Annotated in this window: 13 protein-coding genes; 3 read left to right on the forward strand and 10 right to left on the reverse strand. The window is 69.9% G+C overall.

Going from position 1 to position 16,814, the window contains the following annotated elements; genetic code table 11:
- Nucleotides 1-57 precede the first annotated feature (57 nt).
- From KY572_RS04705 to KY572_RS04715, 3 genes are all read right to left on the reverse strand, one after another.
- The gene (locus tag KY572_RS04705; protein WP_224240956.1) at nucleotides 58-1,191 is read right to left on the reverse strand and encodes a Kelch repeat-containing protein; all 1,134 of its coding nucleotides are present in this window, start codon (nucleotides 1,189-1,191) and stop codon (nucleotides 58-60) included.
- 117 nt (nucleotides 1,192-1,308) lie between these two features.
- Nucleotides 1,309-2,193, reverse strand: coding sequence for a S1 family peptidase (locus KY572_RS04710; protein ID WP_224240957.1), 885 nt, complete (start codon nucleotides 2,191-2,193; stop codon nucleotides 1,309-1,311).
- Between the two features lie 116 nt (nucleotides 2,194-2,309).
- On the reverse strand, nucleotides 2,310-4,559 hold the full coding sequence (locus KY572_RS04715) for a PrkA family serine protein kinase (protein WP_224240958.1): 2,250 nt from the start codon (nucleotides 4,557-4,559) through the stop codon (nucleotides 2,310-2,312).
- Between the two features lie 352 nt (nucleotides 4,560-4,911).
- Here KY572_RS04715 and KY572_RS04720 point away from each other — a divergent pair, with 352 nt between their 5' ends.
- Genes KY572_RS04720 through KY572_RS04730 form a run of 3 tightly spaced genes read left to right on the forward strand, consistent with a single transcriptional unit; the run spans nucleotide 4,912 to nucleotide 10,252 of the window.
- On the forward strand, nucleotides 4,912-7,389 hold the full coding sequence (locus KY572_RS04720; protein WP_224240959.1) for a hypothetical protein: 2,478 nt from the start codon (nucleotides 4,912-4,914) through the stop codon (nucleotides 7,387-7,389).
- A gap of 51 nt (nucleotides 7,390-7,440) precedes the next feature.
- The gene (locus KY572_RS04725; RefSeq protein ID WP_224240960.1) at nucleotides 7,441-8,964 is read left to right on the forward strand and encodes an Hsp70 family protein; all 1,524 of its coding nucleotides are present in this window, start codon (nucleotides 7,441-7,443) and stop codon (nucleotides 8,962-8,964) included.
- Between the two features lie 7 nt (nucleotides 8,965-8,971).
- Nucleotides 8,972-10,252 carry a protein kinase family protein gene (locus KY572_RS04730; protein WP_224240961.1) on the forward strand — a complete coding sequence of 427 codons (1,281 nt, stop codon included), beginning with the start codon at nucleotides 8,972-8,974 and terminating at the stop codon, nucleotides 10,250-10,252.
- Between the two features lie 9 nt (nucleotides 10,253-10,261).
- Here KY572_RS04730 and KY572_RS04735 read toward each other — a convergent pair whose 3' ends face one another.
- Genes KY572_RS04735 through KY572_RS04765 form a run of 7 tightly spaced genes read right to left on the reverse strand, consistent with a single transcriptional unit; the run spans nucleotide 10,262 to nucleotide 16,804 of the window.
- Complete coding sequence (locus tag KY572_RS04735; protein WP_224240962.1) at nucleotides 10,262-10,684, reverse strand: phosphopantetheine-binding protein; 423 nt, start codon at nucleotides 10,682-10,684, stop codon at nucleotides 10,262-10,264.
- A complete protein-coding gene (locus KY572_RS04740) occupies nucleotides 10,681-11,355 on the reverse strand; it encodes a nitroreductase family protein (RefSeq protein ID WP_224240963.1) in 675 nt (224 codons plus the stop codon). The genes KY572_RS04735 and KY572_RS04740 overlap by 4 nt, the downstream gene beginning before the upstream one ends.
- The gene (locus tag KY572_RS04745) at nucleotides 11,352-12,095 is read right to left on the reverse strand and encodes an SDR family NAD(P)-dependent oxidoreductase (protein ID WP_224240964.1); all 744 of its coding nucleotides are present in this window, start codon (nucleotides 12,093-12,095) and stop codon (nucleotides 11,352-11,354) included. Before KY572_RS04745 ends, KY572_RS04740 begins: the two co-directional genes overlap by 4 nt.
- Nucleotides 12,092-13,291, reverse strand: a complete 1,200-nt coding sequence (locus tag KY572_RS04750; protein ID WP_224240965.1) for a beta-ketoacyl synthase N-terminal-like domain-containing protein — start codon at nucleotides 13,289-13,291, stop codon at nucleotides 12,092-12,094. Before KY572_RS04750 ends, KY572_RS04745 begins: the two co-directional genes overlap by 4 nt.
- Nucleotides 13,288-14,571 (reverse strand): beta-ketoacyl-[acyl-carrier-protein] synthase family protein, encoded by a 1,284-nt coding sequence (locus KY572_RS47705; protein ID WP_224240966.1) that lies wholly within the window; start codon nucleotides 14,569-14,571, stop codon nucleotides 13,288-13,290. The genes KY572_RS04750 and KY572_RS47705 overlap by 4 nt, the downstream gene beginning before the upstream one ends.
- On the reverse strand, nucleotides 14,568-15,608 hold the full coding sequence (locus tag KY572_RS04760; RefSeq protein ID WP_224240967.1) for a beta-ketoacyl synthase N-terminal-like domain-containing protein: 1,041 nt from the start codon (nucleotides 15,606-15,608) through the stop codon (nucleotides 14,568-14,570). Before KY572_RS04760 ends, KY572_RS47705 begins: the two co-directional genes overlap by 4 nt.
- The gene (locus KY572_RS04765) at nucleotides 15,605-16,804 is read right to left on the reverse strand and encodes a beta-ketoacyl-[acyl-carrier-protein] synthase family protein (RefSeq protein ID WP_224240968.1); all 1,200 of its coding nucleotides are present in this window, start codon (nucleotides 16,802-16,804) and stop codon (nucleotides 15,605-15,607) included. Before KY572_RS04765 ends, KY572_RS04760 begins: the two co-directional genes overlap by 4 nt.
- Between the last annotated feature and the right edge of the window lie 10 nt (nucleotides 16,805-16,814).

The raw sequence follows: 16,814 nt of genomic DNA on the forward strand, positions 1-16,814 counted from the left end.
AGTCCTTTCCTTCTCCCGCTGGTACGAACGAGCCCCTCTTTGCGTTACATCCAGGCCTCAGCGGCGGGGCTCGAGGCCGTAGAGCTCGCTCCCGGCCAGCGGGCCACTGCTCGAGTGACCGCCTGCCACCAGGACAGCCCCTGAGGGCAGCAGGCTGGCCGTGTGGTGCGAGCGAGCCGTGGCCAGCGCCCCCGCGGGGACCCAGCGCTCCGAGCGCGGCTCGTAGAGCTCCGCATGGGCGGAGGCGATGGCCCCCATGCCCCCGACCACCAGCACCTGCCCCGAAGGCAGCAGCGTCGCCGAGTGATGTTCCCGAGCCATGGCCATGGCGCCCACCGTCTTCCAGGTGCGCGAGGCCGGCGCGTAGAGCTCCGCGCCACTGTCGCCTCCCCCCGTCACCAGGACCGCACCCGAATCGAGCAGGGTCGCCGTGGGATGGACGCGCGGCCGCGCCATGAGGTCGACCTCGGACCAGGTTCGCGTGACCGGGTCGTACTCCTCCGCGCTGCTCAGCTCGCCCATCGCTCCGATGCCTCCCACCACGAGCACCTTCCCCGTGGGCAGCAGCACGGCCGCGTGGCCGTAGCGAGCCCGGCTCATGCGGCCCGCCAGCGAGAAGGTGCGGGAGACAGGGTCGTACAGCTCCGCCCTCGAGAGCGCTCCCCCCACTCCGAAGCCACCCGCGATCAACACCTGCCCCGAAGGCAGGACCGTCGCGGTGTGCCCCGCTCGAAGCGAGGCCATCGCCCCCACGGGAGACCAGCGGCCCGTGCTGGAGTCGTACTCTTCCGCGCTGGCGAGGATGCCCTCTCGGAGGTTGTGCCCGCCGGCCACCAGCACCCGGCCCGAGCGCAGCACGCTGGCCGTATGGCCTCTGCGGGCCGAGCCCATCTCCCCCGTCCTCGACCAGCGCCGGGTGGCGGAGTCGTACACTTCCGCGCTCTCGCGGGCGTCGTCCGTGTAGCGCCCCGCGATCAGCACCTGGCCCGAGGGCAGCACGCTGGCCGTGTGATCATGGCGGGGCGCATGCATGTCCTCCGCGGAGGACCAGCCGACCCGCTCGAAGCTGCCTGGAGGTGCCTGCCCGTCACCCACATCCCATGCGGAGCGCCGCTCCTCGGCGGGAGCACCACAGCCCGCGGCGAGCACAGCCACTCCACCGATGAGCCACCAGGCGCGCCCCCTGCTCACGAGCCATGCGAGTGCCTCGCGTACTTGTCGCATGCGGCGCAAGGTACGCGCCGCTCGGGGGAGCGCCTGTACCCCTCCGGGAGCATTGCCCCGGAGGAGCGAAGTCCCAGCGCCGCGCTACCGCTGCGCGGTCTGCCCGACGCCACCCTCGGAGGGGCGCGACAGCAGCCGGCCAAAGCCCTTGGACTCGAGGAACCCGCGCACCTTCGAGGTCGGCGCGGCGAACGTCTCGCCCGGCATCGGCACGTCGAAGCTGTAGTCCTTGTCCGCCACCGCGAAGCCCACCTTCGCCGTGCGGTAGCCCTCGACGATGGCCAGCAGCTTGCCCGTCTCCAGGCTGAAGATGCCGCCGCCCGAGGCCCCGTAGCCGATCGGCGCGTCCGTCTTCACCATCTTCGGGCGCTTGCTCTCGGGATCCCACTCCACCTGCGACAGCATGCCGCCCGACAGCGACAGCGACTTGCCGAACGGGCACGCGGCCACCACCACGTCCTCGCCCAGCTCCAGCTCCGTGTCCGTGGCCAGCTCCGCCGCGGACAGCTCATGCCCCGGCACGCGCAGCAGCGCCAGGTCCATCTCCGGCACCTGCCCCGTGGCCACCACCTCCACCGGGTACTCCGTCACCTCGGCCTGCCGCTCCTGGGTGACGAGCATCTTCGGGCTCTTCAGCCCGTCCACGTCCACCGCGTGCGCGTTGGTGATGACGTAGCTGGCCACGCCCTTCTCCGTGCGCTCGGTGGCGATCACCACGCCCGAGGCCGTGCGCCGGGACTTGCCACCCTCGGTGATCACCAGCCGTACCGTGTGCGGCAGGATCCCCCGGACCATCTGCTTGCGCGAGGGCCTCGCCGAGGCGACGGCGACCGCCTGCTCCACCGGCGCCGAGAGGCGCGGAGCCTCCGTGACGGGAGCCATGGGCGCGGCGGGAGACGACGATGGAGCCGCGCTGGCGCAGGACAGCAGGGTGAACAGGGCCGGGGCCCCGAGGAGAAACCGGTTCATCAACGCTCCGGGTGAGGGGTACGGGGTGCGTACATCCTTGAAGGGATGGATCATCCCGTGGCCGGCCGTGATGCGAAAGCACCTCGGCCGACAGGCCCTCCCCTGCCCGGCTGCCCTCAGCCGTAGCGCTTCTTCATCAGGAACAAGATGGCGTCCTTGGCGCAGTGCTCGCAGTAGCCGTACTTCTCCGCCATCGTCTTGAGCGTGCTCTCCACCTGCGTCTGCTCGCGCGAGGAGAGCGAGCCGCGCTCCTCGGACAGGTACTTGAGGACGTTCTCCTTGTTCTTGCGCAGCACCCGCTTGCGCTCCTCGAAGTAGTGGTCGCGCAGGCGCTTGAACATGTCCGGGAAGATGACCGAGTAGTCGATCTGCGCATCCGGGTTGTCCAGCCGGTGCGCGCCGATGTTGGAGATCAGCCCGCGGCGGTACTCGCCGGCGTCCTCTCCCTTGGGCATGACGATGGCCTCCAGCTCCGCCATGCGCTGCTCGTCCGGGCGCTCCATCTCCCCGGTGATGCGGTTGCGCATCTTCTCGCCGCGCACCCAGTGGCTCACGTGCTGGATGTAGCGCTCCACCAGCTCGCGGTACTGGCCCTCGGACACCAGCCCCATCGAGTCGCGGACCTCCGAGTCCACCAGATCCAGGTACTGGCCCTCCACCGCGCGCACGAACTCCTCGTGATCGTGGTAGCCGTCCACCACCTCCTGCTGGAGGAACTCGAAGACGCTCTTGTCCTGGCAGATGGCCTGCAGCTCCTCGAACACCGCCAGCGCGTGCAGGCACTTGTAGTCCGGGCTCTGCGCGGCGTTGAAGAGCGCCATCTTGATCTCTCGCGCGCTGGCGCCCGAGCGGCCCTCGTAGTTCGGGTAGGCGTCGGACTCCTCGTAGAGCTCCGTGCGCAGCTTCTTGAGCTCCTTGGTGTTCGCCAGGCTCAGCCGCGCCGGGGCCCGCGCCTCCTCATAGAGGTGCATCTTCTCCAGCGGCGTGACGTGATCGACCAGCTCCTTCACGTCCGGGGCGTAGCGCTCCGGGATGGGCTTCTTCAGCCGCGTGAGCACCGCCCACATGGCGGCCACCTCGGTGGCGTGCGGCGACACGTGCTTGCCCACGGAGGTGGGGGTGATCTCCGCGTCGTACACCTCCTGCTCCTGCTTGTAGCGGCGCAGGTAGGGCACGCGCACCAGCTCGATGCGGCCCTTGAACGAGGCGAAGTCCGGCAGCTCCTTGAAGGCCCCCAGGTGCTTCTCGTTGGCCGAGGCGATCAGCACCTCGTCCAGCTGCAGCACGAAGGGCTCGAGCGGCACCTGCGCCGTCTCGCTGAAGCCCAGCAGGTACTTGAAGGCCTCCAGCGGGCGCTTGAGCAGGTCCGCGTACTCGATGAGCCCGCGGTTGGCGTGCACCAGCGGGCCGTGCGGCTCGTAGAGCACCACTCCGTGCAGGGCGGCCGGCAGGTTGAGCTGCGTGCGGTCCGCGGTGATCTGCTGGGCGATGGCGTCCACGCTCATCTGCGGCTCCACCGTCACCGTGCCCACCTGGTAGCGCCGGGAGATGTAGAAGCGCTCGATCTGCACGTGGCGCAGCACCTTCAGGTAGTCGCCCCCGTACGAGGCCAGCAGCGCGGTGTAGATGCGCCGGCACTTGTGGCACATCTCCCCGTCGCGGATGTAGTCCGAGAGGATGAAGTCCCCCGTCTCCCCGTCCCCGCTGCCCAGGCCCTTCTTCTTCAGCGCCGACTCCAGCATCTTGCGGCGCTCGGTGGGCGGGACGACGAAGAGCGGGTGATCGTTGAGCTCGCACGGCATCCGGACGTCGATGGCCTCCGCGTCCAGGTGCGCGAAGCTGCTGAGATCGCCCGTGCTCGCCGGCACCCGCTCGCCGAAGCCGATGGAGCCCTTGATCAGCTTCTCCGAGGGGAAGACCCAGCCCAGCCGGTACAGCGCGCCCTGCGGCTGGTGCGAGTAGTCCTCCATGCCCGCCTTGAGCGCGTTGACGAGCGTCGACTTGGCGCTGCCGTTGGGCCCGTGCAGGAGGATGAGCTTGTTGATGCGGCCGGCGCGCACGAAGTTGCCCAGCAGCCGGTAGATGGCGTTCTGGATCTCCTCCTGGCCGGCCACCCGCCCGTCCCGATCGCTGGACGGCACGTCGAACACCTTGAAGCGGCGGATGGTGCCGGTGGGGTGCGGCACCTGCTCGGTGCCGTAGTGGTCCATCACGTCGTGCAGGTACTGCGCGGCGTTGCGCGCCTGACTCCGTGGATCGTTGAAGAAGAGGGTGACGTACTCCTCGAAGGACAGGATGGACCTGTTCTTGACGAAGTCCGCAGACACCTGACTCCCGATGTCCTGCAGGTAGCGCCTGGCTTCCACGTCGTCTCTCCTGTGTGCTTGAGTCGTGGCCTATCTATGACACCAAGCGGCCGTCATTGCTCGGTGGAACACGCGAACTTTCCCCCCGGTGCATCAGATGTCCAGGGCCCTGCTTGCACTTCTGTTGGTGGCCACGCTCTCCGGGTGCCCGCCCGCCCCCTCGGCCCCCTGCGTCACGGACGCCGAGTGTCCAGAAGGACGCTGCCGCTTCGGCGGGTGTGGGCCGATGTGTCTGGATGACACCGACTGTGGCTCTGGACAGGCCTGCGCCGGGGGGATGTGCGCGGCCCGCCCGGAGTGTGCCTCCACCGAGGAGTGTGCGCGGGGCTTCACCTGCACGGAGGGCCAGTGCATGTGCGGCTCGGACGCGGCCTGTGCTTCCAACCAGGTGTGCCGCCAGGGCCGGTGCGAGGATCGCGGCCGGTGCACGGGGGATGCAGCCTGCCCGGACGGTCAGCGCTGCGAGGTGACGCAGGGTGCCTGTCTGCCCGCCTGTACCACCGCCGCCAGCTGCGCTCCGAACGTGGATCCCCAGGTGGCCAACCTGCTCTTCGTCTGCCAGGGAGGAACGTGCATCCGCCGGTGCATCAATGATGCCTCGTGTGGGGGGCAGGGGCTCATCTGCGAGGGGAACCTGTGCGCCCGCGCCGACTGCGCCACGCTAGCGGACTGCCCCTCGGGCCAGTACTGCACCAGCGCCACGGCGGGCCGCTGCCAGGAGTACCGAGTCTGCCAGTCCCGCGAGGAGTGTCCCGAGAACACGGACTGCCGGGCCTTCGGCGCCTCCAGCTGTCCTCCCGGCTTCGACTGCTCGCTGAAGATCTGCCAGGAGCTGCCGCGCTGCCTCATCGACGCGGACTGCGCCGCTCCGGCCTTCTGTCAGCAGGGATACTGTCAGCCCTCCACCGCCTGTGGCTCGGAGGGTGCGTGTCCCACGGGTCAGCTCTGCGTGGCGCAGCGGTGTGTGCCCGGCGGGTGTCGGGGCCACGCGGACTGTCCGACGGGTCAGGCGTGCACGGATGGGGCGTGCCGCTCCGCCCCCTCGGCCTTGGAGATCTCCAGCCTGGCGCTCAGTCCCAACGCGGCGGTGCTGGGGGTTGGGGGCTCGCTGAAGCTCTCGCTCGTGGCCTTCACCTTCACAGGGGAGAGCTTCCCCTTCGTCTCCGGCACCTTCTCGGTGGTGGACGCCAGCGGCTCGCCGAGCGATGCCGCCACGGTGACGTCCTCCGGAGAAGTGACGGCGGTGAAGGCCGGGACAGTCCGGATCCGAGCGAGCGTTTCGAATTCGGGGGTGACACCCGTGGAGGCCAGCCTCACGCTGCTGCCGACACTCGGCCAGGGCCGCCGGGTCACCGTGGTGGAGGCGGCCACGAACCGCCCGCTGAGCGGAGTGGCGGTGCTCGGGTGTGACGCGCCTCCCGTCTCCGCGCCCTGCCCCGCTCCCGTCACGGTGACGACCGATGCCAGCGGCACCGCCTCCTTCCCCACCCTCACCGGAGCCACCGCGAGCTTCTCCGTCGCCTCGCCGGAGCTCCGCTCGGATGGCTACCCCCGCTACGACCGCCTCTCGGTGGCCGCGACGACCGCGCGCGACCTGCTGCTGCCCCTGGGCGAGAACCCCGTGCACGGCGCCGCGGGCTTCAGCGCGGGCATCCAGTTCTCCGAGGTCCACTCGAGCGGCTCGGCCTGGCTCGGCTTCTCGCTCCTCTCCGCCGGAGACGTGCCGGACCTGGACCTCGGCACGCTGCTGGGTGAGACCTTCTTCAGCACCGTGCCGGGCCTGCCCCAGCCGGTGCCGCTGCCGGGCAGCGCCGTGGCCTATGCCTCCGCCGGCATCGGCCCGCCCGTGGAGCTCAAGGGGCGCTCTCTCGGACTGGGGCAGCCGGGACGCCGCGCCGCCGTGGCCTTCGCCGGGCGGACGGACCTGAGCCTGGCCGCGAGCCTCGGCTCCACCGATCTGCTGGCCTACACGGGGGCCATGGACTTCGCGCTCCAGGCCTTCACGCCGGTGCCCCTCGAGCCGCGCATCCCGGACACGACGGACGTGGACTCGGACGGCCGCTGCTCGGACACCGCGCGCTGCGCCCAGGGCCCCGAGGATGTGCCGGACTACCTCCGGCTGCCCGGCTTCTCCCACCGTCCCCGCCGCGAGCAGCTGCGCCGCACGGAGGTGGTGTTCCCCCGGCTCCCCGCCGGGCTCGACACGGCGTTCGCCAGCGCGGTGGAGCTGTCCGCCGAGGCCGGACTCACACCGCTGGGGTTCTCGTCACGCACTGGCGGTGCTCCCGCTCCGGACGGAACCCGCGCGCTGGAGCCCGTCCTGCTCCGCAGCGGTGCCCCCTACGGCGGAGTGGAGACAGGGACGCCCGGAGTCTGGGCCTTCGCCACCCAGGCCGCCCAGGCCCGAGGCGACCTCACCGGCCGTCTCACCCGAGCCACCTCCCTTCCCACGCGCGTGGTGTTCCCGCCCTTCCTGCCCCTGCCCGCCGCGACCTACGACGCGACGCAGCGTCTCTTCACGCCCTCCGCCGAGCGCTGGACGGCACTCGCCCGAGCAGGAGCCGAGCTGGCGCGCATCACCATCACCGGCGCTCGCAGCCGACACGTGGTGCTGCTGTCGATCTCCGAGGAGCAGCCGGCGCTGCGCCTCCCGGACTCGCCCCTGTCTTCCCAGGAAGACCCGGCGAACCAGGAATCTGCGACAGGCGAGATAGCAGCTATGGATCTTTCGAGTCCCACTACCCCCCAGGACATTCTGGACGTGCTAGGGGCGCAGCTGCCGGGGCTGACGGTCCACCTGGATGCTTACTCGCGGGCCCGTTCCTGGTGAAATAGCCTCTGTCACTCGTCCTCTCGCGGCCAACCTGGGAGTCCACGCCCGATGCAAAAGAAGGAGCCCATCATCGGCATCGACCTGGGCACGACGAACTCGTGCGCGGCGTATGTCGAGGAAAGCGGAAACGTGAAGCTCATCCCCTACAAGGGCGGTGACTACACGATCCCCTCCATCTTCGCGATTGACGACAAGGGCAACGAGCTCATCGGCTACGAGGCCAAGCGCCAGTGGCAGCTCAACCCGCGCAACACCATCTACGGCGCCAAGCGCCTGGTGGGCCGCGGCTACAAGAGCGACATCGTCGACACGATGAAGAAGGTCGTGGCGTACCAGATGCGCCCCGGCAAGAAGAACGACGTCGTGCTGGACGTGGGCAAGAAGGAGTTCTCGCTCCAGGAGATCAGCGCCAAGCTGCTGAACAAGATCCGGGACGTCGCCTCCAACTACCTGAAGACGCCCATCAAGCGGGCGGTGGTGACGGTGCCGGCGTACTTCAACGATCGGCAGCGCCAGTCGGTGAAGGACGCGGGCAAGCTGATCGATCTCGACGTGGTGCGCATCATCAACGAGCCCACGGCCGCGGCGCTGGCCTACGGCGTGGGCAAGGGGCTGAACGAGAAGGTCGTCATCTATGATCTGGGCGGCGGCACGTTCGACGTGTCCATCATCGAGATCCGCGACCGGGTGTTCGAGGTGAAGGCCACCGGCGGCGACATCTTCCTGGGCGGCATCGACTTCGACAACGCGATCATCCACCACGTGCTGAAGGACTTCGCGGCGAAGACGGGCATCGATCTGGCGACGGATCCGGTGGCCATGCAGCGCATCAAGGATCTGGCCGAGCGCACCAAGATCGATCTGTCCGCGCGCGAGGAGGTGCCCTTCAACATCCCGTTCATCACGATGACGGCGCAGGGCCAACCGCTGAACATCGAGATGAAGTTCACGCGGAAGATCCTGGAGATGCTGACCAGCCACCTGATCGACAAGTCGCTGCAGATCGTGGCGCGGGTGCTGGTGGACGCGGGGCTGTCGACGAAGGAAGTGGACGAGGTGATGCTGGTGGGTGGGCAGACGCGCATGCCCATCGTGCAGGACCGGCTGACGAAGTTCTTCGGCAAGCCGCCGAGCAAGGGCGTGCACCCGGACGAGGCGGTGGCGATCGGGGCGGCGCTCTACGCGCACTCGCTGCAGGACGACACGAACCTGCGCATCCAGCTGCTGGACGTGATTCCGATGGCGATCGGGCTGGAGAAGGCCGGTGGGATGTTCCACACGGTGTTCCCGCGCAACGCGCCGATCCCCAACGCCAAGCAGCTCCTGGCGACGACGAGCATGGACAACCAGACCGAGCTGGCCATGCGCATCTACCAGGGCGACCACGAGATGGTGGTGAACAACGACTTGCTGGGCGAGTTCACCTTCTCGGGGATCCGGGCGGACAGGGCCGGCAAGGTGCAGGTGGAGATCACCTTCGACGTGAGCGTGGAGGGCATCCTCACGATGCGCGCGAGGGATCCGGCCACCGGCCGCGAGATGAGGACCACGGTCCGCGTCACCCAGAGCTGAGGCTCCGATGGCATCGAAGAAGGTCAGCCCCTACGCGAAGCGCCTCGCGGGGCTGGCGAAGACGATCGCGAAGGCGAAGCCGGAGAAGCTCCATCCCCTCCTCTTCGACGCCTTCGTCGTCGTGGCGGCGACGGGCGACGCGAAGCGGGCGGCCAGGGTCCTCGATTGGATGTACGGCCGTGTTCCCGCGCCCACCCAGGTGGCGCATGTGCTCTCCACGCAGGCGATCGATGGGTTCTGCGCCGCGGCCGGGCTGGGCGATCGAACGAAGGGCCTCCCGGCTCAAGGGAAGGTCACCGGCTCGCTCGCCGAGCGCGTGAAGCGAGCCGAGCTCCAGGTCCGTGAGCGCGTCACGGCCAACGCGTACGACGGCAACCCTCCGAAGGACGATGCCTGGGAGAAGAAAGAGGAGCCGTGGCGCACGATCGATAGATGGCGCCGCATCCAGACGCTCGCGGCGGCGAAGAAGGAGCAGGACGCGCTCACGCGGCTCGTCGGCTACCTCGCGGACCTCGACTCCAAGGCGAACGGCGCCGGGTATGGGGACGAGCTCGTGCTCGGGCTCGACCTCGCGCTGCGGAATGGCGGCGAGCAGTACATTCCAGGCTGGCTCGACCGACACGGACATCGCTTCGCGTCCTCGCCGGGCCTGCTGCTGGGGATGTTCTGCCTTCCAGCGGTCGCGACCGCTGTCGCGAAGGGCTTGCTGACCGGGACGATCGGCCTGTCGACGCGCGAACTCGACGAAGCGCTCGATGCGATCGAGGAAGCGCTCGAGAAGGTGATGAAGCCCGCGAGGACGGCTCCCAAGCCGGCGGCGAAGGTGCAGCGGCGCCGTGTCAGCGCCGAATACTCACAGGTCCAGCTCGAGCCCGCCGAGCTGAACTCTCAGGAGCAGAAGCAGGTCCATTTCCAGAAGAAGAGCGACCACACGCGCGGCATGTCACTCTTCCCCACGATGGTGGGGATCGCGACGCCTCCGGAGACGGTCTACGTCGACGCGGAGATCACGGTCGTCGATGGAGCGAGGAACAGCGTCGATCCGAAGGACGCCGTTCAGGCGGTCGCGTTCCCACTGAACGTGCGAGGGCCCCTCCTGCTCCGCAGCGCGACAGGCACCGAAGACGACCCGTTCGTCATCCCGAATGGGGACTACGACGTGCTCGCGTCCTTCTTCGAGAAGAAAGCTCCCCGCGCCTCGGCTGGAATGCGTGTCTTCCGGCTCGAGCTCTCGTTCCATCCCGCGAAGAGCCTCGGAGCGCCGAAGACGCTGCGGCTGGAAGGCTGACCGGCCAGCTCAGGCGCTCTGGCCCTGGCACTTTGCGAGCACCAGGTTCACGAACGTCCGCACGGAGAACAGGGTGAGGATCTGAGAGGGACGCAGCCCGGGCTGGATGCGGTGGGAGGCCTCCGGCATCAGCTCGCGGAGCCGCGTCAGCCCCGCCTCCGAGATGACGCCTCCGGGCGCGAACTCCTCGTCGGACATGGTGCCTCGGGCGGCACGCTCCATCTCCCCGCGAGTAATCTGGATGTCGAAGGCGCGCTCCAGCTTGAAGACGATGTCCAGGAAGTCGAGCGACTCGGCGCCGAGCTCCTCCATGAGGATGCTCTCGAGCTTCACCTCGGAGATGTCCCGGGCCAGCGCTTCGGCGACGACCTCGCGCACCGTCTGCTCCGTCTTCTGGACCTCATCCCGGCTGGGTGCGACTGCGACGGTCATGACTGGGCCTCCCGAGGCTCGGCGTCATCCTCGAACCACGTCACTACCTGCGCAAGGGGCTTGCGAGAGGGCTTCGTCGGGAGCTGCTCCGGGTAGCCGACGGCCATGGCTCCGACCATCTTCCACGGCTCCCGGATGTCCAGCAGGCGCTGGATCTCGTCGCGAGCGATCATCGGTCCGGACATCCAGCAGGCGCCCAGCCCCTCGGCCTGGGCCTGGAGCAGCAGGGCCATGCAGGCGGCACTCGTCGAACAGAGCTCCGCCTGCATCGAGGCGGCGGTGTGGAACTTCGTCGGGTCCCCTCCCCCGGAGGCCACGAGGTTGGCGATGAGGTCCGGATAGACGCGGTACTGCGGCACGATGATGGCCGTGGCGGTGGAGAGGGGCTCGTGGAAGAAGTCCCCGTACTGGCCGAAGTCCTCCGCGTGGTGGCCCTGCCGGATGATGGCCTTCATTTCCTCGGCTCGGAGGCGAACGGCCTCGGTGATGCGCTGGCGGAGGGTGCTCTTGGTCACGACCGCGAAGCGCCAGGGCTGGCGGTTGGTGGGGGAAGGAGCCGTCACCGCCGCCTGCATCAGCCGCTCCAGCACGGCGCGGGGAACCGGCTGGGCCGTGAAGGCGCGCACGCTCCTGCGCAGGGAGAGGAGATCCAGAAAGGATTCGCCATTCATTCGAGCTTGAACCCTCCATCCACGTTCCACACCTGACCGGTGACGTAGCTGGCGTCCGAGGAGCACAGGAAGGCCACCACCTTCGCCACCTCCTCGGGCCGCCCAGGACGCCGCAGCAGGATGCGCTTCTTCACCTCATCGGGCGCAAGGGCGAGGATGTCCCGGGTCATCTCGGTCTCGATGACTCCGGGGGCGACCGCGTTCACCCGGATGTTCCTGGGGGCCAGCTCCACGGCAAGGGCTCGCACGAAGGACTCCACCGCGCCCTTGGTGGCGGCGTAGAGGCTCTGGCCCCGCCCGGGGCGCTGCCCCGCGACCGAGGAGAGCGCCACGATGGAGCCCCTCCGACGCCCGAGCATGCGCTTCGTGGCCTCGCGGCAGCAGTGCACCACGCCGTCCAGGTTGATGGCACGGACCGCGTCGAGGTCCTCGGGAGTGCTCGCGCCCAGGAGCGTGTCCCGGGTGACTCCAGCGCCGCAGACGAGCACGTCGACGGGGCCGAGCTGGCGCTCCGCGTCCTCGAAGAGGCGGGCCACCTGCGCCGCGTCCGTGACGTCCGCCTTCAGCAGGAGCGCCTTCTGGCCGAGCGCCTCCACCTCGCGTGCGACCTCCGCCGCACGAGCCTCCTGGTCGCGAAAGCCGATGCCTACGGAGTAGCCACGGCGCGCCAGCTCCAGCACGACGGCCCGGCCGATTCCCCGTGAGCCTCCGGTCACCAGCGCCACGGTTGGGTCGCTCATGGGGCACCTCGCAAGGCGGGAGCATCCGTGATTTCGATTCGGACCGCAGCCGCCAGCCCCGGCGCCCCCGTGGAGAGCGCCAGTGCCGATCGCGCATCTGTCGGCTGGGACTCTCGAAGAGGGATGAGCGGGCCTTCCGCAGGCTCACGCAGGCCCGTGATGCCGGGGAGCACGCCTCGGCCCAGGCAGTTCCCGAGGGCGATCGCCTGAACCAACGTGGTGGCGGCTCCCAGTTGTCCGAAGGCGGCCTGGACCGCCGTGAGCCTCGCGCCCTCCCCTAGCGATCCCGCCAGCACCGTTCTCTCCTCCGTGTCCAGCCCAGGCACCGCCCTCCCGGCGCCGTCCACGACCGTGTCTGCTCGCGCGACTCGTGCAGCGACGGCAGCGAGGGTCTCCGAGCCAGGCTCCGAGGGACGGCCATCGCCCCCATCCGCAGCCGTGATCGACATGAGCGCTCCCCCGCTACCCGGCCGTTGCAGCACGAGCGCCGCGGCGGCCTCTCCGGGGACGAAGCCGCCCGCTTGGACGTCATAAGGAGCCGCGAGGCGCGCCAGCTCCGCGGTGGTCGCGGCCCCACGCGCGGCAAGGTCGACCAGGGTCTCGGGCTCGAGCAGCGAGTCGTAGGCGAACACCAGCGCCACATCGATGCTCCCCGCGTCGAGCGCCCGGATGGCCGCGCCGAGCGCCTGGGAGCCTGCCGTGGCTCCGCCGTACGTCGCGCCATCACCCCGCGCCGACAGGTCCGCCGCGAGCAGGGCATGCGCGTTGTTGGAGAGGTGCTTGAGCATCCAGTACGGGTGGATGCGCTTGAGGCCTCGCTCCCACGTGCCGCTCTGCTCCGGCTGCTGCCCGGAGAGCGCCTCCATCATGTCGTCCCAGTGGGCGCGCAGTCCGCCGTAGCCACAGAAGATGCCTAGCCGCTCTCCGGAAACCTCACAGCCACGGGTGCGTGCCTGCTGGAGCGCTTCATGCGCGGCCTCCAGCCCGAAGAGGCCCATCCTTCGCAGGAAGCGCGAGTGCTTGGAGCGCTGCGGAGAGGAGAGGATCGGCGCACCGATGCGGCAGGCGTAGGTGCGGGTCTCGAAGCGAAGCTGGTCCGTCGCGGCCCGCTCTCCCGCGAGGAGCCGACCCACGGCGGTGTCCACCGTGTCTCCCAGCGGCGTGCGCCAGGCCTGGCCGACGACGTCCACGCTCATGACCATCTCCCGAGGATGATGGTCGCGTTCTGGCCTCCGAACCCGAAGGAGTTCGAGAGCACCGTGTCCACGTGGGCCTCGCGCGGCCGCTCGCCAATGACGTCGATGTCGCACTCGGGATCGCGCTCGCGGTGGTGCGCCGTCCCAGGCAGGCAGTCACGCTGGAAGGGTAGCAGACAGGCCGCCAGCTCGACGGCTCCCGAGGCCGCCATCAGGTGTCCCACCGCGCCCTTGATGGAGCTGACCGGCACGTGGCCCAGCACCTCGCGGATGGCCCGAGCCTCCGCGGGATCGTTGAGCGGCGTGCCCGTGCCGTGGGCATTCACATAGCCGATGTCGCGAGCGGAGAGACCGGCACGCTTCAGCGCCTGCTGCATGGCCCGCTTCGCCATGGCGCCATCCGGCAGAGGGGCCGTGGCCCTGTAGGCGTCCTGGGTGCTCCCCCACCCGAGGATGCGTGCCAGGGGGAGTGCGCCGCGCGCGAGGGCTCGCTCCTCCGACTCAACGACGAACATGGCGGCGCCTTCGCCGATGACGAGCCCATCCCGCCGCCGATCAAAGGGGCGGCACGCATCCGGCTCGGCACGAGGCGAAGGGGCTCCCAGGCGGGACATTCCTCCGAGCCCGAGGGGATTCACCATCGAGTCGCTCGCGCCGCACAGCACTCGCGTGGCCGCACCGCGCTCGATGAGCGAGGCGGCGTGGGCCACCGCGAGCGTGCCCGCCGCGCACGCCGAGACGTGCGGTATCACGGGCCCTCCGAGGCGCAGCATCGAAGTGAGCCCCTCGGCACAGAGATCGATCCGGGAACGGAAGCGCACCCGAGGCAATGGCGCACCGGACTCGGCGGCCCAGTCGATGGACGGGCGTCCTCCCTCCTTGCGCAGCAGCGGCCCGAAGTCCTCTAGGAAGGCCTGCTCCAGCCCGAGGGCCATGGACAGCCAGGTGTCCTGGCCATCGTCGCCGCAGCCCGCCTGGCGCCAGGCCTCCAGCGCGGCGACCCACCCGAAGCCAATCTTCCTGTCGCGCAGTGCTCCGGACTGCTCCCAGGCCTCGATGGCGACCTCGGACAGGTGTCCACCCAGGGCTTCCCGGAGCCAGGTTCCATTCGTCTCCAGGACCGGCACCTCTCCAGCCACCCGGGTCGGGAGCTTCGAGGCGTCGAAGTGACGGATGGGCCCCACGGCGGCTCGGCCCTCGCTGAGCGCGTTCCAGAACGCCCGTGTCCCCAGACCCAGGGCGGAGACGATCCCGCAGCCCGTGATGACGGCGCGGCTCACGACGTCCCCTCCCGGACGAGCCCTACGATCCCCAGGCTCTCATCCGGTCCCGCGACGAGCACCCCCACCCGCAGCGCTCCCTCCTGGAGGAGATCCAGCGCCACCACCGTCGCCAAGGCCGCGGAGGCGGCCAGCGTCTCACCGAAGAACTCGGAGGCCTGGAGAACAGCTCCCGTCCCCACCGTGGCGGCGATCTCGTGCGCGCTCCCTCCGCGCCCGGAAGAGGCCGCGAGCACCACCACCTCCGGGTTGAAAGCGATGAGGGAGCGCCTCGCGGACTCGAGCGAGAGATCGATCTGCTGCCTCCGAGGGTGGACCTCACAGCGCTCGAGGATGGCGAGCGAACTCCCGGTTCCCTGAGGGGCCAGCGCGAGCACCGCAGCGCCCTCTCCCGGCATCACGGATGCGTATCCGTCACGGCGCAGCTCCGCCCAGGTCACAGGATGAAGCGCCGAGTCCGCACCGCCCGCGAGCGCCGTCTCGCACTCGCCTGAGGCGACCGCGTAGCGCGCCTCCGCCAGCGCCAGCACCGTGCCCGCCCCTCGTGAGAAGATCGCGGCGTTCGGGCCCCTCAGCCCCTCGCGGATGGCGGCATGGCAGAGGGTGTAGTTGTTCATCAGCTGGAAGGCGAACAGCGGATTGCAGGCGTTGAGGCCTGCGGTGCCAAACCGCCCCACATCGAAGTGAGCCTCCGAGAAGCTCCCTTCGAGCATCGCCTCGAGCTCCTCCACCGCGCCCCCCGAGGCGCCCACGCCCAGGAAGAAGCCTGTCTCCTCCCTCGGCAGGGACGGCATCTCCTGGAAGAGCTGGCGGGCCGCCACGCAGGACAGGCGTGCCCCTCGGCTCATCAGCTTGCGCTGGCGTGGTTCCACGTCCTGAGCCGCGGGCAATGCGGGCACCTGCGCGGCGAGGATGCCTCCGAGCGCCTCACACGGCGTGGCAGCGCTCGTGCCCGTGCGAAGCGCCTGACCGAGACCGCGCCAGCCCAGCCCTCGGGCACTCACAGCGGAGGCAGCGACCACGGCCACGGGCCTCATGCGCGGACCACCACGAGGCTCGTATTCGCTCCACCGAAGGCGAACGCATTGACCAGGGCGGAGTCCACCCGCTTGCGCAGCGCCGTCCCCTGCACGTGGGGAAGCTCGCAGCGGGGATCCGGGTGACGGAGGCCGGCGGTCGGAAGGATCTCTCCCCGCTCCAACGCATGGAGTGCGCAGAGCAAGCCCAGCGCTCCCGCGCCAGCGATCCAGTGGCCCAGGGCTCCTTTCACGGAGCTCACATGAGCCTGCGCCAGCCGCGAGCCCAGCACTCGCCGGAGCGCCTGAGCCTCCACCTCATCGTTGAGCTGTGTCGAGGTGCCGTGCGCCTGCACGCAGTCCACGGCCTCCAGCTTCGCCTCTCGCAGCGCGGCGCGCATGGCCATCGCGGCGCCCTCGCCCTCCGGATCCGGAGCCGTGAGGTGCCAGGCGTCAAGCGAGCGCCCCACCCCCGCCACCGAGGCCCGAGCGTTGCCCCGCTCCGCCGCGAGGACGACCATGGCCGCACCCTCTCCCACCACGAAGCCATCCCGATGCGCATCGAAGGGGCACGAGACGCCACGGGCCGACAGCGCCCCCAGCAGCCCGAAGCCAGCCAGCATCAGCGGATCCACGTCGGCCCCGACGCCGCCGCACAGCGCCACGTCCACCTCACTCCGGCGGATGGCTCGCACGCCCTCGGCGATGGCCGCCGCGCCCGAGGAACACGCCAGGGACAGCGTCTCACACGGCCCGCGAGCCCTGAACTCCCCCGCCAGCATCGAAGCCACCGCCGCCGGAGACACCGCCGCCGCGTCGATACGGGGAGCCAGCTCTCGCGCCCGCTGGCCGAACGCGCCATGGTCGAAGCGAGCACCGCCTCCCGCCGCCTGAGCCAGCGCCAGCACCGTGGAGTAGCTCGCGCGGCCCGACTCGGCCCCGATGAAGACGCCCACCCGCTCCGGAGCGGCCTCCAGGCCCGCCTGGGCCCAGGCCTCACGCGCGGCCCGCAGGGCGAACTCCCTCCGGCGATCCTCCGCGCCCTCGGCGATGCCTCTCACCGGCGCCGCGACCTGGCACGGGAAGCCCTCCACGTCGAAGTGCTCCACCCGCGCGACGGCACTCTCCCCTCGCGCAAGGGCCTCGGCGGTGCTCGGCCAGTCCAGCCCGAGCGACGAGACCGCGCCCACGCCGCGCACAAAGGCCTCACGCCTCATGGCCGCACCC

Source organism: Hyalangium gracile (genome assembly GCF_020103725.1).
GTDB classification, from domain to species: domain Bacteria; phylum Myxococcota; class Myxococcia; order Myxococcales; family Myxococcaceae; genus Hyalangium; species Hyalangium gracile.

Excerpts from the sequence above, each read along its gene's own strand:
- KY572_RS04720 (WP_224240959.1), top strand. The coding sequence starts at position 4,912 with ATGTGCGGCTCGGACGCGGCCTGTGCTTCCAACCAGGTGTGCCGCCAG.
- KY572_RS04750 (WP_224240965.1), bottom strand. The coding sequence starts at position 13,291 with ATGAGCGTGGACGTCGTCGGCCAGGCCTGGCGCACGCCGCTGGGAGAC.
- KY572_RS04765 (WP_224240968.1), bottom strand. The coding sequence starts at position 16,804 with ATGAGGCGTGAGGCCTTTGTGCGCGGCGTGGGCGCGGTCTCGTCGCTC.
- KY572_RS04725 (WP_224240960.1), top strand. The coding sequence starts at position 7,441 with ATGCAAAAGAAGGAGCCCATCATCGGCATCGACCTGGGCACGACGAAC.
- KY572_RS04730 (WP_224240961.1), top strand. The coding sequence starts at position 8,972 with ATGGCATCGAAGAAGGTCAGCCCCTACGCGAAGCGCCTCGCGGGGCTG.
- KY572_RS04735 (WP_224240962.1), bottom strand. The coding sequence starts at position 10,684 with ATGACCGTCGCAGTCGCACCCAGCCGGGATGAGGTCCAGAAGACGGAG.
- KY572_RS04740 (WP_224240963.1), bottom strand. The coding sequence starts at position 11,355 with ATGAATGGCGAATCCTTTCTGGATCTCCTCTCCCTGCGCAGGAGCGTG.
- KY572_RS04745 (WP_224240964.1), bottom strand. The coding sequence starts at position 12,095 with ATGAGCGACCCAACCGTGGCGCTGGTGACCGGAGGCTCACGGGGAATC.
- KY572_RS04710 (WP_224240957.1), bottom strand. The coding sequence starts at position 2,193 with ATGAACCGGTTTCTCCTCGGGGCCCCGGCCCTGTTCACCCTGCTGTCC.
- KY572_RS04760 (WP_224240967.1), bottom strand. The coding sequence starts at position 15,608 with ATGAGGCCCGTGGCCGTGGTCGCTGCCTCCGCTGTGAGTGCCCGAGGG.